This is a genomic window from Humiphilus diazotrophicus (assembly GCF_059726315.1).
Map to the genome: position 1 here is coordinate 6,421,809 of NZ_AP040870.1, position 16,129 is coordinate 6,437,937.

Here is a 16,129-nt window from a genome sequence, read left to right on the forward strand (position 1 = left end):
GAAATGCAGCCCGTCACCGTCTGTCGCGGAGAAGAGATTGCAAGCGTAAGTCCACAGCATACGGCGTATGTGTGGGGTATCGCGATCGTCGCAGCAATGGGCGGTCTGCTCTTTGGCTATGATTGGGTGGTAATCGGTGGGGCGAGAGAATTCTACGAAACGTATTTCGCTCTGCATTCCGAGCAGTTGGTGGGATGGGCCAACAGCTGTGCACTCATAGGCTGCTTGGTTGGTTCTCTTGCCGCAGGCTACCTGGGGGACCGTTACGGGCGAAAGAAGATACTGCTTGCCTCGGCGATTCTCTTTGGCGTTTCTTCCTGCCTGACGGGCTGGTCTTTCAACTTTACCTCTTTCATTGTTTGGCGGATTGTGGGCGGAGTTGCGATTGGGCTCAGCTCCAATATCTCTCCGTTGTATCTGGCGGAAATCAGTCCGGCATCGATTCGTGGACGACTGGTCAGCCTCAATCAGTTTGCAATTGTTGTTGGGATTCTTCTGGCTCAGATCGTCAATTGGCTGATCGCTCAGCCTGTTCCGGAGCATGCTTCGCCCGCTGTTCTGTTGCACTCCTGGAATGTGCAATATGGCTGGCGATGGATGTTTGTGGCTGTCGCTGTTCCCGCGCTGATCTTTACACTATCGTCTCTTTTCATTCCCGAGAGTCCTCGCTGGCTGATGGCTGCGAAGGCAGAGCAGAAGGCACGCGAAACTCTTGCGCGAATCGGAGGTGAGCTATATGCAGAGAACGAAGTCAAGAGCATAGCTTCTGCCTTGCGGACAGAGGCTGGCGAAAGGACTCGCTGGCGTGAACTGTTGCGACCGGGAATCCGCCGCTTGCTCCTGGTTGGAATCATCCTCGCGGTGCTACAGCAATGGACGGGAATCAACATTCTGTTCAATTATGCTGCTGAGATCTATCGGGGTGCCGGATATGGTGCTAACGATATTCTTCTGAACATTGTCATCACTGGCACGATTAATTTGATCTTTACCGTCCTTGCCATGTGTATTGTTGATCGCCTGGGGCGGCGTCCGATGATGCTGATGGGATGTATCGGAATTGGTCTTTCGCACATACTTGCAGGTTGGGCGTATCGCGCCGGATTGCATGGAAGTTCTGTGCTGGTGCTTACCTTGTGCGCAATCGCATGCTATGCGCTTACACTGGCTCCTGTTACCTGGGTTTTAATTGCAGAGATTTATCCGACACGAATTCGTTCCGCTTCCGTATCGATTGCCGTCAGTGCTCTGTGGATAGCCTCTTTTCTACTCACCTACACCTTCCCATTGCTAAATCACGCCATAGGGACCTCCAATACCTTCTGGAGCTACGGCGGAATTTGTATTCTTGGTGCATTCTTTATTCGCGCTTATGTGGCAGAGACGAAAGGTCGAAGCCTGGAAGAGATCGAGTCAAGAGCACTAGTTTCGAATAAGTAATCCATATAAGTACCGCCGGACTCCAGGCCGGCTGTCGTGTGGGCGTCCTCGCCCACACCTGGAGTTTTTACCTTTTTTGCGAAGGATAGCAACAAAGAACAACATTGGTCAGGCATCGTGTCAGGGATGGCCTTCAGGCCATCCGAAAACAGTCTTCGTTAAGAGAGAGGAAACATTTTCGGTAACACATGCGACGGGAAGAACAGAGGCATTAAACCAATATCAGTTTGAGCGTTTTGGTCATTGCTTCCAGGAGCGAAGATACTCTCAAACAGTACCTTGCAACTATTCGGCCTGCTCAGTTTCCCGCAGCATTCGTTACCGAGAATGTTAAGCCACTCTGAGGAAGACGGCTTTCGGATGGCCTGAAGGCCATCCCTGACACACGACCAAAGCCACTTCGCCTTTGGGACTCTGGTTATGCTCATAGATTTCCTGCAATTTCAGCTCGGAGAATGTAGAAACTCGAAAGCGCCGGGAGACCGGCATAGCGTAGTGAATGAAAGAGTCACGCAGTGAAGGAGTAGCAAACCACACTGGCCCCAAGTCATGCGGCGAGGCCCGAGAGGGACTGGCTGAAGCGTTAGACAGGGGAAAATGCGGGCCGGGCAATAGAGCCGCGAAATTACATTCAACTTCGGGACGCCGACGAATTGAGTTTGTTCGGAAGGCAACATCTGAGGTGCCGCTAAGCGAGGCACGGAAGAGTCCCGCGAGGTCGAAGACCCTGGCACGTATGGACGCGCTAAGCACGGGAACCGGGAGATCCCGGGTTCGCCCGAGAGAAGCAACACGGGCCGTATCTGGAAGTCCAAGGACAGAAGCAGATGATGAACGAACACGGGAAGTCGGACAGATCCAAGGTACCAGGGAAGTCTCCGAACAAAGACGGGAAACCGGCAGCGGAGGGGATGGAGGGACGGGATCTGGCCAAGGGCAATCCGCAACAGCAAAACACGTACCGGACGCAGAGCCGGGGAAACGTGCAAAGAGAGCTGGAGCGGGTACGGCAAGCGGCAAGAAAGGACAAAGAGACCAGATTTACGGCGCTGTTCCACTACGTCTATAAGCTGGAGATGCTGGAGTGGGCCTATTTACAACTGAAGAAAGAGGCCTCACCCGGCGTGGATGGGGAGACGTGGCAGCACTACGGCGAGAACTTGGGAGAAAAGCTCCAGGACTTGTCCCATAGACTGCAGCGAGGAGCGTATCGAGCGAAGCCAGTACGGAGAACGTATATCCCGAAAGCCGACGGGCGACAACGAGCGCTCGGGGTGACAGCGCTGGAGGACAAGATAGTCCAACGAGCCGTTGTAGAGGTGATGAATGCGATCTACGAACAGGACTTTGCAGAGTTCTCGTATGGATTCTGAGCAGGGCGAAGCCAACACCAAGCGTTGGATCAGCTCTATGTAGGGATCATGGAGAAACCAGTGAACTGGGTGTTAGATCTGGACATACGAGCCTTTTTCGACAGTGTGTCGAAGAACTGGCTGGTCCAGTTTATCGAGCACCGGATAGGAGACCGGCGCGTGGTGCGACTAATCCAGAAATGGTTAAACGCAGGCGTGCTGGAAGACGGAAAGCTGACGGTGAGTGAGCGGGGGACGCCACAAGGAGGCAGTGCATCGCCATTGCTGGCAAATGTCTACCTGCACTACGTCTTTGACCTTTGGATCCAGGTGTGGCGGAGGAAGATCGCACGCGGAGAAATGATGGTGGTGCGATTCGCCGACGACATAGTTGTAGGATTCGAGGAGAAGATGGAGGCCGAGCGGTTCCGGAAAGAACTGGAAGAACGGATGAAGAAGTTCAATCTAGAACTGCACCCGGGCAAAACGCGGTTGCTGGAGTTTGGACGTTATGCGGCCAGAAATCGGGAACAAAGCGGCGAAGGGAAGCCGGAGACGTTCAATTATCTGGGCTTCACGCATATCTGCGGAAAGACCAGGAAAGGAAAGTTTACGGTGTTGCGGCAGACAAACCGAAAGCGCATGCGTGCGAAGCTGAGGGCCATCAAAGAGGAACTACGGAGACGCATGCATGATCCGATGGAAACGGTAGGGCGATGGTTGCAGGCGGTAGTTAGAGGGCACATGCGCTATTACGGAGTGCCTACTAACAGTCCATCGCTGCAGGTCTTTCGCAATCAAGTTAGTCGATACTGGCACCGGATGTTATGTCGGCGCAGCCAACTCGGCTACGTGATCTGGGAACGAATGCAGCGGCTTATCCATCGCTGGCTACCTCCAGTCCGTATCTGTCACCCTTATCCTTCGTGTCGCGTGCGCGTTAGGACCTAAGGCAGGAGCCGGATGAGGGAAATCTTCACGTCCGGATCTGTGCGGGGGGTGCGAAGTAATTCGCATCCCTACCGCGACCAGATGTGGGCATCCTCTCCCACACAGGCGATGCAACGTTTGAACAGGAAACTTCGCCTCGAATATCCAGACTTCCCTTGTGGAGGGCCTGGAGACCCTCCACGACAGCCGGCCTGGAGTCCGGCGGTACAAGTTTGGATTTGGTAACTTGCTGCACCAGGCCCTTCAACTAACTTCATCGATCCCCCGATCATTTAGAAATTGTTTCTGATTTTTTGAAAACGTACACGTAACTATTGCAGATAAAATACCTTCCTGTTTCCTGCAGATTACGCCAATGTATCGGGTTACATTTTTCTTGACAGTCCTTATTCTCAAGGGGTAGCTTGATGCCCGGTAACGTACACTATTACTTCTGACGCTACAAAAATCCGCTTTCTCACCTGTAATGCTGCAAGGCATTTCCTGGCAGTATTGCGTCGTTGCGCAAGGGATTGGTCGGAAGTTTGAAAGGCAAAGTGATGCAGCATACAAGAGGAAATCTTGTTCACTTGCTGATTGCGCTATGCTTCTTCTTGCCTTTGCTGGCAGGCAAAGGAGCATTAGGACAAGTAGATCAGGGCGCAATCACAGGTGTAGTGCAGGACAACTCCGGAGCAGTAATTCCCGGAGCTCAGGTAAAGATCACAGCCACAGATACAGGCCTGGTACTGGAACGAAAGGCCAACGATAGCGGCGTCTATGTTTTCTCTCCTCTAAAAATCGGCAATTACAAAGTCACGGCTTCTGCACCGGGTTTTCAAACCACAGCTCGCGAGAATCTTCACGTTGACGCGCAGGCACGTTTGAATGTGGTGCTAGTTCTCCAACCAGGCAGTGTGTCGGAAACTGTAACCGTAAGCGATCAAGCTCCGCTACTAGAGACGCAGAACGGAGCCGTGGGTCAGGTCGTCAGCACTGAGACCATCAACAACACACCGCTGAATGGACGTAACTGGGTTTACATTGCACAGTTCAGCGCCGGAGTTGCTCCGCCCTTCGGCAACACGCGTGGGAGCGGCAGCGGAGATTTTGTCGCGAACGGACAGCGGGCCATGCAGAACAATTTCATTCTGGATGGAGTCGACAACAATACCAATCTGGTTGATTTTCTGAATGGTTCAAGTTTCGTGATGCGCCCTCCCCCGGATGCACTTGCGGAATTCAATCTACAAACCAGCAACTACAGTGCAGAGTTCGGCCACTCGGCCGGAGCTGTAATGAATGCAAGTCTTAAGTCCGGAACGAATCGTGTACACGGAAGTTTGTGGGAGTATTTCCGGAATACCAATCTCGACGCGCGGAATTGGAATGCAACTACAACGCCTCCTTATCACGAGAATCAATTCGGCGCGACGCTGGGATTTCCGATTATTCCCAACAGGCTTTTCTACTTCGGAGATCTTGAAGCCAATCGCATCTCGATCGGTCAAACCAATATCCTTACCGTTCCTACCGCTCTGATGCGGCAGGGAAATTTCTCCGAGTTACTGAATCCTTCTTTGACCGGGTCTGCTCAAGCTATCCAGCTTTACCAGCCAAACTCGGGTGGCACCACTGCTTTGTCGTGCAATGGGCAGAACAATACTTTTTGCCCGGGACAGCTTAACTCAGTAGCTAAGAACATTCTGAGCCTATATCCTGCTCCGAATGCCAATGGCGGCAAGATATACAACAATTTGATTGAAAACGTTTCCAGACATGACGATACTTTCCAGTGGGATCAGCGCCTGGATTGGAATATCAGCCAGAAGGATCAAGCTTATGCACGCTACAGCTATCTGCACCAGATCATTCTGAATTCGCTTCCTCTGGGACCGGTTCTCGATGGAAGCGGATACGGTGGAGAGCGTGATAGCAATCTGGCCGAGAATTTCATGCTGAGCGAAACGCACATCTTCACACCTAATCTCACGAATGAGTTCCGCTTGGGCTATAACTGGGGTATCTTTAAGTTCCTGCAGCCCAATGCAAATAATCACACTCTTGCCGCTTCACTTGGTTTAGGCGGGGTGCCGGACCTTGGCCTTAATCAAGGCGGACTGCCTCTGGGCTATTTCAATGGTGCGATTCAGCAGTGGGGATCGGTTGGAACCTCAAACGAATCGCAAAACGTTTATCAGATTCTCGACAACGTAACGAAGATTGTTGGCAACCACTCACTGAAGTTCGGTGTGTCGTTCCAGAGTATTCGTTTCTTCTACCGTTATGCGCCGGCATCGTTGGGACAGTACTACTACAATCCTGTTTATACCGGTGCTCCGGGCGTGAGCTTTACGGGTTCGGCTGTGGCAGATTTTCTTGCCAATCAGATGAATGGAGCCTATATCGCAAATGCTCCTAATGTTAACGATGCCCAGTGGTATAACTCAGCCTACGTTCAGGATGATTGGAAGATCACCCCAAGGCTGACGCTCAACCTCGGTGTTCGTTACGACTATTACCAGCCCTATAAAGAGAATGCCGGACAACAGGCAAACTTTATCGGCAGCAATCTGGGTATTGCTACAGGCACGGGAGTCTATCTGCTTCCGGAAAAGGCAAGGAACGTTAATCTTGGCCCGCTCTTTCTCGATACCCTGGCACGAAACAATGTAACAGTGCAGTATGTGAGCAACGAGCGCCTGGCTACGACACAGAAGATCAACTTTGCTCCTCGTTTCGGCTTTGCCTATCAGGCCTATCCGAATACAGTGGTGCGAGGTGGTTTTGGACTTTTCTACGGAGGACTGCAGAGTCAAGGAAATTCGAATCTGGGAGCTAATTTCCCCTTCTCGAATTCGGCCAGTATTCCTGCTCCCAATTGCTTCCAAGGCAATTGTCCCTCACTCGCTAGTCAAGGCGTAACACTGGAGAGCGGGCTCTCTGCAAAGACCGGTCAGGGATTGCAGAACTTTGTTTCCAATCCGGGCTTCCATGCTATCGATCCGGATATCAAGACTCCCTATACGATGAACTACAGTTTGTCGGTGCAACAGGCGTTATCGAGCAACCTTGTGGCATCGATCAGCTATGTGGGCAACGTATCGCGTCATCTTTCTCTTTACTACGATCCCAACACCGTGCGGGGACTCTTTAATCCCTCGATCAATACACAGCAATACCAGCCCTTCCCAACTTTGGGTGGCTCCGGCACCATTCATTTTGGTGGTGTGAGCACGTACAACTCTCTGCAAACCAAGATGGAGAAACGCTACTCCCATGGGCTGACCTTCCTGGCGACCTATACCTGGGCGCATTCTCTGGACGACAGTAGCGATGCCGGTGGTCTTTCAACGGCTGTTGGTAATCGCAATATGGCGCTTATTCCTTTCATTGGCGAGTACACCAACTCTCCTTATGACGTAAGAAACCGCCTCACGTTAAACGGTAATTACGAGTTGCCTTTTGGCAAAGGAAGAGCCTATCTCAACCAGTCGAAGTGGACGGATCTACTTGCAGGCGGATGGTCGACAAGCTTGACGCTTGCAGCACAAACCGGCACTCCCTTTACCGTCTCTCCTAACATCAGTACAGCAGCGGGTGGAGGTGCCAGAGCGATTATGATTCGTGATCCTTTTGCTGCGGGCGGCTCTCCGGATCCTTCCAATCCTAACGTTACGTGCGCGGTGAAGACCAAGACCAAACAAAACTGGTATAACCCATGCTCGTTTGCTAATCCCTTGCCCGGCAATCTGATTGCTCCTCCGGGCGTTATCCCTGGAGCAGGAAATTCCTATCGCTTTGCTTCAGCAGTATCCGATACTCCTACTGTTCTTGCTCTGCTTGGTGGCAAATCGAATACCATCTATGGTCCTGGCTATTATGGGGTGAATATGTCAATCTTCAAGAATTTCACCACATGGCGGGAGCAGAGCGTACAATTCCGTGCCGATGGATTTAATGTCTTGAATCATCCAACGTTAAACAATCCCTCGACGACGAATATTAATTCCAATGGTGGTGCGATTACCGGACCGAAGTTCTTCCAGAACAATACGCCCGATGCTCGTTTCTTCCAGTTGGCTTTGAAGTACACGTTTTAGCGTAGTAGTTACACAACACGAGAGGGGTAGTCGCTTCGAGAGAAGAGACCGCTCCTGGCGGTGAGCCTCGGGTGTTGGGTTTGTGAAAACACGGCACCCGGCTTTCCATTTTTGTTTCGATTCCCGGATAAGGTCAATTCGAATGATGCATCGAGCACGTCTATTCCTTTTTGCTTCTGCCCTGGTTTCTGTATTAGCCCTTGGCCGTTCTGTCATGGCCGAGACAAATGCTGCAGTTCTTTCATCACCAAACCGGCAGTTGGAACTCCACTTTTTAACTGAGCAAACAAAGACGTCGAGCGAGGGTGGCGGCAGGCTTGTTTATTCTGTGACCTTTAAGGGGAAACAAGTCCTCGACAATTCCGGTCTTGCCCTGGAATTGGATGATCAGCCTCCGCTTGGTTCCGATGTCCGAATCATCAATAGCGATGCAGGCCAGGGCATAGATGATTATGTCTTGACGAACGGCAAAACGAGTAAGGTCCATGAGGCTTACAACAGCATCGTTCTGCATGTAACGGAGAATGCCGGCAAGCATCGCAGCCTGTCGCTTGAAGCTCGAGCCTATAACGATGGAATAGCTTTTCGTTATCTTCTTCCTTCGCAGGATGCAATGAAGGAAGTGCGCCTTCGTCAAGAGAACACTGAATTCCGTCTGAGCTCCGATGCAACAGATTGGGCGCTGACTTTGCCGAATTATCGCAGCAGCTACGAGAGTGAATATGTGCAGCTGCCCACTACGGCCTTCAGCAATCAGGGCGGGGTTTCAAGCAGCTTTTTGATTGGGCTGCCTCTGCTGATGCATGAACCGGGAGCAGCCTGGTTGGCCCTCATGGAAGCCGATATCGAAGGAAGCAGTTCCATGTATGTGACTAATCCTTCCGGGAATTGGGCGGGTCATTGGTTTGTCTCAAAGCTTTCTCCTCGCTTCGATAATCCCAACGTTGCCGTGAAAGCTTCGCTGCCATATCGTTCTGCCTGGCGGGTCCTGATGGTAGCAGACGATCCGGGAAGGCTCGTGGAATCGAATCTGCTTACTAATCTCAATCCTCCAAACAGAGTTGAAGATGCTAGTTGGATACGTCCTGGCAAAGCATCCTGGAATTGGTGGGTTGGCGATGTAGGGAAGGATGGAAAGCCTGCCTTTACGACCGAGAATATGAAGTACTACGTCGATTTTGCCTCGGAGTCGGGATTCCCGTACATGATGCTCGATGCCGGATGGGCCGCAGGACGCGATATTACCAGGATGAACGGCAAAGTCGATGTGCCTGAACTCGTTAGATATGCAGCCGGCAAAAATGTGAAGGTCTGGATCTGGCTTTACTCCGAGTCGGTGATGCAGCAGATGAAAGAGGCTTTTCCCCTGTATGAGAAATGGGGCGTTGCCGGGGTGAAGATCGACTTCATTAACCGCGACGATCAGGAAGGAGTCCAGTTCTACTACGACGTAGCGAAGGAGGCTGCGGCGCATCACCTGATGGTCGATTTCCATGGCTGCAGGACTCCGTGGGGGCTGGAACGCACTTATCCCAACGTCATGAGCTACGAGAGTGTTCTCGGTATGGAGAACAATAAAGTCGGACGACGTGACAGTCCTGTAGATCGTTCGGTCTTTCCTTTTACGCGTCTGCTTGCCGGGCCAATGGACTACACGCCCGGTGGCTTTGAGAATTCCACTGAAGATGCGTTTGTTGCTCGCGACGTAAACCCGATGGTTATGGGAACTCGTGCTCAGCAGCTTGCCATGTATGTAATCTTTCAGACTCCGATTCAGATGGTCTCCGACAGCCCGCAGATTTATGCCGGACAAACAGCCTTTCAGTTCATCAAGGATGTTCCGGTGTCCTGGGATGCTACACGCGTTCTGAATGGCAGACCAGGCGAGTTTGTGACGATGGTGCGAAGACATGGGGCGGAATGGTATTTAGGAAGCATGACGAACTGGACTCCGAGGACGCTCCAGATTCCTTTGAACTTTCTCGATAAAGGGAAGTATCTTGCGGAGATCTATGCCGATGCCAACGATGCGGCAACAGAGCCCAAGCACGTGATGCTTCGTAAGCAGGAGGTAAGGAGCGGAGAGGTACTTACTCTTAATCTGGCTCCCGGCGGAGGGTGCGCCATTCGCTTTATTCCTCAGCAGGGGAAGTAGATTCGGGAATGCAAGCTTCTAATCTATTCCCCTTCAAGAGCCATCTGCATTTCGTCTTCTGTGGTATCGACAATGTGGCTGGAGAAGAGACAGAGATTGCTTCGGAAGATAACGTGAGGGGCAAGCCGGATGTTCGGTTGCGGCTTGCCTCCTTCCAGAAGGCTCTTCAGCAGATTTTCAAAGGCGAACCTTCCTTGCGTAAAGGGGCGCTGGTACATGGTGGCGAGGACCTTTCCGGATTCGATCAGCGGAACCAGATCCTGAAAGAGATCCGTAGTGATGATTTGCACGTCGCCAAGGAGTCCCAATTCATCCAATGCCTGAAGGACAGGCATGCTGTTCGCCGTGCTAAGGTACAGTCCTTCCGGCCGCGTCTTGCTTCGCATCAGAGCGAGTGCGTGTTTGTAAGCCTCCCTCGGACGTTCGTGACTCTCTATCGCGGGAAGAAGGCTCAGATGCGGAGCCTGAACCGCAAGGGTCGCAGCAAAACCGCGCAGCTTTTCCGCGTGATCGAGTGTAGAAAGCTCACCGGTAAAGATCGCAACGTTGGCCTTGCGGTTGAGCTTGTGGGTAAGCAACTCGGCGGCGATTGCTCCGCTGACCGAGGCATGGGCAGCAACCGAGCCGACGCGTTCCGTGTTCGGGGCATCGCTTCCGACGCACATCATCGCAATTCCCTCGCGGGAAAGTTTGCGAATCAGCGGGTCGAAATTGTGCGCGTTACCCGGCAGGAAGATGATGCCGTCATAATGCCGTTGTGCTACGCGCTCGAAGGCTTCAACGTCACCGACCCCAAGCCGCGGGTATTCGATGAGGTCGAGACTAATATTCACTCCAACCGTTGCCGCAGCAGCGCTGCGGATTCCGGCTCGCAGCGGATCGAAAAAATGAGAGATATGTTTAGGCAGAACCGCTGCAATGGAAAGACGGCGATTCAGTTTCAAAGCCTGGGCCGCAAGATTCGGACTATAGCCAAGCTGTTCGGCCATCTGCAGAACCTTGGCCTTAGTCTTCTCGCTGACTCCCGGACGGCCATGCAACGCGCGGTCTACGGTTCCGATGGAGATTTTCAGCGCCCGAGCGATATCTTTGATCCCTGCGGATTTTCCTGAAGTAGTCATTTCCATTCCTGACGGTTTGCTTCCGAGCGTATCGAGAGATTGGCTCAGGGTCAATGATTTTAGAGATGCACCGTTAACGAAAACGGTCAATGAAGGAGAAAGTATTCGTGGCAACAACCAGACGCGACTTCCTACAAGGTGGACTTGTTTTAGCTGCTGTCCCGCATAATGCTGTGCAGTATCTGTCGTCTCTTTCGAAGCCGCAACCCGATGAGCTTTGGTATGCGCAGCCGGCCAGGCGTTGGCTTGAGGCTCTTCCCGTTGGCAACGGCAGAGTTGGCGCCATGATCTTCGGCGGTGTGGAGACGGAGAGAATTGTACTTTCCGAGTCTACTGCCTGGTCCGGTGCTCCCAGTTCACAAGATATAAATCCTGAGGCAAGGGAACATCTCGCTGAAATTCGTCAGTTGCTATTCGCAGGAAAATATGAGGAGGCCAGCGAACTCTGCAGCAAATACCTGCTCGGCCATTTCACCTCGTTTGGCACCAATCTTCCTCTGCCGGAGTTGCAGCTGAAGTTTGCAGACGTTGACAATCCAAGTCAATATCGCCGGTCACTTGATCTGGATGAGGCCGTCGCGCATGTGAGCTTCCGGCATGGCCTGGAGCACCATTCACGGGAGATCGTCGCTTCCAATCCGGATGACGTCGTTGCCATCCACCTTACTTGCGACAAACCAGGAAAGATCAGCTTTGGCGTATCATTCGAGGCAATCACGTTTCCCGTTGAGATCGCTACAGAAGGAAACAATACGATTGTTTTACGCGGTAAAGCCGTTGAACGAATGCATAGCAATGGCCAACAAGGGGTCGATCTGCAGATTCGAGTAAAGGCGATCACTGAAGCCGGAAGCCTTAAAGCTTCAGCCCAGGGATTGCAAATCAAGAATGCAGATGCGGTGACACTGCTGATTGCAATCGCTACAAGCTTTGAGGGCCGGAATCCGGAACAGCTCTCTAATCAGATGCTGGAGCGGGCTTCGCATAAGAACTATCCGCAATTGCGGGCCGTGCACGTAGCGGATCACCGTGCGCTGTATCGTCGCGTATCGCTTGATCTGGGAAGGAGCAGCCCCGATAGCAGCCAACTACCCACCGATGTGAGGCGCAAGGCCCTGGAAGCAGGTACAAACGATCCCGAACTGCTGGCGCTCTTCTTTCAATATGGCCGTTATCTGACCATTGCGGGCTCACGATCCAATTCCCCACTGCCGCTGGCATTGCAGGGCATCTGGAACGATGGTCTGGCCAGCAGCATGGGCTGGACGGATGATTTCCATCTCGATATCAATACTCAGCAGAACTACTGGGCTGCCGAGGTCTGCAATCTGGCAGAGTGCCAGACTCCACTGTTTGGATTGATTGACGGGCTTCGTGTCTCCGGGCAGCGGACGGCGCGGGAGATGTACGGGGCACCCGGCTGGGTGTGCCATACCGTGACGAATGCCTGGGGTTATACGGCACCAGGATCCGGTCTGGGATGGGGAGTCTTCGTTACCGCAGGGATCTGGATTGCGTTGCAGCTGTGGGATCACTATAGATATGGTGCCGGTGTAGAGTTCCTTCGTACGCGCGCTTATCCGGTTTTGCGGGATGCTGCAGAGTTCTTCCTCTCGTACATGGTTCCCGAACCAAAGCATGGATGGCTGGTTACCGGGCCCTCCGAGTCGCCCGAGAACTGGTTCCTGTCGCCCTCCGGCGCTCATTGCAGCGATTCTATGGGCTGTACCGTTGATCGAGTGCTTGTTTATGCGCTGTATAGCATCTGTATCGATGCTTCGAAGGTTCTTGCCGTGGATGAGGAGCTTCGGGGAAAGCTTGAGAGCGCACGGGCCAAGCTGCCTCCCCTTCAGATTGGCCGCTATGGTCAGCTACAGGAGTGGCTGGAGGATTTTGAAGACGCCGAACCCAATCATCGGCACACCGCGCATCTGATTGCGCTCTATCCCGAACATCAGATTTCACCTCGTGCGACTCCCGCATTGGCTCGTGCAGCCGAGGTAGTGATCGAGCGTCGCATGAATTCGCCCAAATGGGAGCAGAGTGAGTGGGGGAGAGCCAATCTGGTTGTCTATTACGCTCGTCTGCTTAAAGGCGACCTTTCGCACAAGTATTTGCTGAGCCTGTTGGCTAAGTCCACTGAGGATAATCTACTTACGATTTCAAGTGCAGGTGTTGCAGGCGCAACGCAGAACATCTTTGCCATTGACGGAAATACCGCTGGAGCTGCAGGGATTGCGGAGATGCTGCTTCAGTCGCAGGGCGAAGAGATTGAGCTGCTTCCGGCCCTCCCTTCGGCCTGGCCCGACGGACATGTAAGGGGTCTCTGTGCGAGCGGAGGCTTTCAGGTAGAGATTTACTGGAGGTCTGGACGCCTAAAATCAGCAATTCTCACCAGCGTGAGAGGCGGGAACTGTACTGTTCGTTATCGGGAGATATTGAAGAAGGTTCAAGCAAAGCCTGGCGAGAGAGTACGCCTGAGCGATTTCTCGTGATCCCTGGGCCATAGGGCGTTTCCCGCAAAGATGTAGACCAAGAGACAAAAGCTTACGCAGCTTTCTATTCTTAGCGAGTCTATGCCTATGTGGGGAATGCCTCTAGAGCAAAACCAGCGTTACTATGTCCTATCCAAATTCGGCGATGTGCAGGTTTTCTTGACGAAAAACCTGCGTAGGGAGCTGTGGTTCGGGGTACACCTACGCTGGTTTTGCTCTAATATGCGCTGGAAGACAGGCATTTCAATTGCCCGCTTGCTTATAACTTGCGGATATCATCTCTGGATGGATGATAGGCAGAATTTTGGGGTAAGTATTCGAGGTTATGCGCCAAACAACCTCCCAATTATATTCCGGTATTTTGAGATATCTGTCAATTTCCCTGGCCGCTATACTGTTGTCACAAAAGGTGTATCCGCGAGAAAGAAGCTCGGCGTGGCTTTTCCGCCAAGAAAAGCCACTTATAACATTCGTTGGTCCAGACACAGTATTTGTGGAAATGGCATAAGGTATAGCGTTCGAGCACTTACAGCTGTGAAGTCCTATGTTAGAGAAAGCGACAATTTGGGCTGGAAACAGACATCCCCAGTAAAAATATCTAGATACGCGGTATAGCTGCCGGGCTTGAGCCGGTTAACGGGCTTATGGAAGAGCCATTTAAGGGATGCCAAGGGGTGGCTTCGAACCACCCTTTTACATCGCAAAAATCTATTGGATTGCAGCTGCCGGTGTGCACCTCAGAGCTGGTTCGCAGAGATAACCAGTCACAGGGTTCGATGATCGGTTTTGCTGTTTGCCGTGCAAAATCAGCTGCTACGCGGTCGTCTGGAAGATCCGCCTGTAGTCAAAGGCCGTTTCTTGCTCCTTGCTACATCGGATAAATTATTATGCCGTCGACCTTGGCTTGTTTTTTTACCTGGAGATTGCCTCTACAAGGGAGACATCACAGTTTTCCAGGGTAATGCTTATGAACGGGTACTGCGGTAATCGTGCGGTAACCAATACTTGTCGGGTTACCTGGATTTAGTTACCAGAGGTACCTGATTTAGGCCAACATCCGTACTTCTTCGATCTTGTACTCGCGAATCTTGCAGAGTAGCGTCTTGTAGCTAACCTTCAGACGGTCGGCCGCATGTTTGCGATTCCAGCCTGTGGAATTCAACGTCCTAAGGATAAGGTCGCGTTCCACCTTCATCCGCGCCTGGTAGGTTGAAGCCTTCATATCCGCCATTTCTGCTGCCACATCTTCTTCCTGATGGACTGGTACGGGTGCAGCGACGGGGGCAGGCGTGACAACGGGCTTCTGCTTGGTAACTACCGCATTCTGCAATTCGGAGAGCGCAACTTCGCGATCCCGGAAGACGGTTGTTCTTTGGATGAAGTTCATGAGTTCCCGCATATTGCCTGGCCAGTTGTAGTTGTAGGCTGCCGCGAGAATCTCTTCATCAAAGTCAAAAGCTGGCATATGGAGCTGTAGAGCAAAGCTCTGCCGGAAGTGATCGAAAAGCAGGTTCAGCTCTTCTTTCCGTTCCCGGAGAGGTGGCAGATTGAGGACAAAGGCACTGAGGCGATAGTAAAGGTCTTCGCGGAAGGTACGTTCCTGGATCGCCTTCTCCATGTCGATATTCGTTGCAGCAATAACACGAACATTGGCATGGCGTGAGGTACGTCCGCCCAGGCGGGAGTATTCGCCATCCTGAAGTACGTGCAGCAGCTTGGCCTGTAGGGCAGCGCTCATCTCGCCGATTTCATCGAGGAAGAGGGTTCCGCCATCGCAGAGCTCAAACTTGCCAGGCTTGGCTTTCATTGCGCCTGTGAACGCTCCTGCTTCATATCCGAAGAGCTCGCTCTCCAGAAGGTCGGCAGGCAACGCCGCGCAGTTAATGCGCATCATGGGACGGTTCTTGCGGGGAGATGCGGCATGAATCAGCCGGGCAATGACTTCCTTGCCTGTTCCGCTCTCGCCGAGTAGCAGGATAGGAACTTCCACTTCAGCCAGGGTCAGCACCTTTTGGTAAAGCTGCTTCATCGCTGGAGCAGAAGCCAGGAAGACATGGCCAGATCCAAGGTCATGTCGGATGGGTTGGGCCGCCTGATCGAGCATGCAGCGGCAATCGTTCGGGGGGAGATCTTTGGAGCCATGGCACGGGCACTGTCTGGGCATATTGGCCAATCCTTCGGCTTTGATCTCTTGGGCGCGGTCGCTCAACGCTACGAGCAACATCACCTTGTCTTCGGAAATACGTTTCCTTTTGAAGTGTGCCTGGGGCGCGATACGCGCCAGGGTTTTGACTAGCAGTGGGTCTACTCCGCACTTTCCATTGTGATTCGTTTCAATAACAAGGAAGTCCGGAACCGGCTGGCTGGTGCGATTGAGCAGAACCAGAGAAGCTTCTGCCTGGCTCTCCACCCATTGCACTTCTTGCAAATCCAGCGGCAGTAAACGGGATAGATCTGTCCTACCAGCGTCCAGATCAAAGGACTCAGCAATAGCAAGTACTGTATATTCGATCATCTCTCAATTCCAATAACA

General features: G+C 52.5%; 9 protein-coding genes. 6 read left to right on the plus strand and 3 right to left on the minus strand.

Translation table 11 applies throughout. From position 1 onward, the window contains the following. The first annotated feature begins 3 nt into the window (after window positions 1-3). Window positions 4-1,440, plus strand: a complete 1,437-nt coding sequence (locus AC6I7T_RS26080) for a sugar porter family MFS transporter (protein ID WP_497790712.1) — start codon at window positions 4-6, stop codon at window positions 1,438-1,440. A 330-nt stretch (window positions 1,441-1,770) separates the two neighbouring features. Here AC6I7T_RS26080 and AC6I7T_RS26085 read toward each other — a convergent pair whose 3' ends face one another. Continuing rightward, window positions 1,771-2,193 carry a hypothetical protein gene (locus AC6I7T_RS26085; protein ID WP_497790714.1) on the minus strand — a complete coding sequence of 141 codons (423 nt, stop codon included), beginning with the start codon at window positions 2,191-2,193 and terminating at the stop codon, window positions 1,771-1,773. A gap of 74 nt (window positions 2,194-2,267) precedes the next feature. Here AC6I7T_RS26085 and AC6I7T_RS26090 point away from each other — a divergent pair, with 74 nt between their 5' ends. From AC6I7T_RS26090 to AC6I7T_RS26105, 4 genes are all read left to right on the plus strand, one after another. Continuing rightward, window positions 2,268-2,813 carry a hypothetical protein gene (locus AC6I7T_RS26090; RefSeq protein WP_497790715.1) on the plus strand — a complete coding sequence of 182 codons (546 nt, stop codon included), beginning with the start codon at window positions 2,268-2,270 and terminating at the stop codon, window positions 2,811-2,813. 60 nt (window positions 2,814-2,873) lie between these two features. Beyond that, window positions 2,874-3,743: a reverse transcriptase domain-containing protein gene (locus tag AC6I7T_RS26095; protein WP_497790716.1), complete on the plus strand. Its 870-nt coding sequence runs from the start codon at window positions 2,874-2,876 to the stop codon at window positions 3,741-3,743. A 539-nt stretch (window positions 3,744-4,282) separates the two neighbouring features. Further along, entirely contained in the window at window positions 4,283-7,825 is a 3,543-nt protein-coding gene (locus tag AC6I7T_RS26100) for a carboxypeptidase-like regulatory domain-containing protein (RefSeq protein WP_497790717.1), read from the plus strand. Window positions 7,826-7,967: 142 nt separating this feature from the next. Further along, window positions 7,968-9,980, plus strand: a complete 2,013-nt coding sequence (locus AC6I7T_RS26105; protein ID WP_497790718.1) for a glycoside hydrolase family 97 protein — start codon at window positions 7,968-7,970, stop codon at window positions 9,978-9,980. Window positions 9,981-10,003: 23 nt separating this feature from the next. Here AC6I7T_RS26105 and AC6I7T_RS26110 read toward each other — a convergent pair whose 3' ends face one another. Beyond that, entirely contained in the window at window positions 10,004-11,107 is a 1,104-nt protein-coding gene (locus tag AC6I7T_RS26110) for a LacI family DNA-binding transcriptional regulator (RefSeq protein WP_497790720.1), read from the minus strand. A gap of 101 nt (window positions 11,108-11,208) precedes the next feature. Between AC6I7T_RS26110 and AC6I7T_RS26115 the strand changes: the two genes are divergently transcribed. Next, window positions 11,209-13,596, plus strand: a complete 2,388-nt coding sequence (locus AC6I7T_RS26115) for a glycoside hydrolase family 95 protein (RefSeq protein ID WP_497790722.1) — start codon at window positions 11,209-11,211, stop codon at window positions 13,594-13,596. A 1,045-nt stretch (window positions 13,597-14,641) separates the two neighbouring features. Here AC6I7T_RS26115 and AC6I7T_RS26120 read toward each other — a convergent pair. After that, the gene (locus tag AC6I7T_RS26120; protein ID WP_497790723.1) at window positions 14,642-16,111 is read right to left on the minus strand and encodes a sigma-54 interaction domain-containing protein; all 1,470 of its coding nucleotides are present in this window, start codon (window positions 16,109-16,111) and stop codon (window positions 14,642-14,644) included. Window positions 16,112-16,129 lie beyond the last annotated feature (18 nt).